General features: G+C 43.5%; 1 protein-coding gene. It reads left to right on the top strand.

The features are described 5' to 3' along the window. Positions 1-329: hypothetical protein (locus CD111_RS12600; RefSeq protein WP_158245715.1), on the top strand; the 329-nt coding region annotated here is incomplete at both ends.

Here is a 329-nt window from a genome sequence, read left to right as displayed (position 1 = left end):
GAAGGTGAAGCTGATGATCAAGGTCACGCTACGATTACACCAACGCAACCTTTACCGGAAGGTAATGTCACAGCGAAAGCGACAGATAAGGCGGAAAATCCTAATACTTCTGAATCATCTGAGCCTAAGAAAGCAACAGATAATACGCCACCTTCTAAACCAGTAATTGACACAGATTTAACAGGTAAAGCAGGTACACAAGAGCCTATTAATGTGACAGCTGAACCAGGTTGTAAAGTCGAACTATTCGATAAAGATGGGCATAAGATTGGCGAAGGTGAAGCTGATGATCAAGGTCACGCTACGATTACACCAACGCAACCTTTACC

This window comes from Mammaliicoccus stepanovicii (assembly GCF_002902525.1).
Taxonomy (GTDB): Bacteria; Bacillota; Bacilli; order Staphylococcales; family Staphylococcaceae; genus Mammaliicoccus; species Mammaliicoccus stepanovicii.
This window is presented reverse-complemented; position numbering and strand designations above follow the sequence as displayed.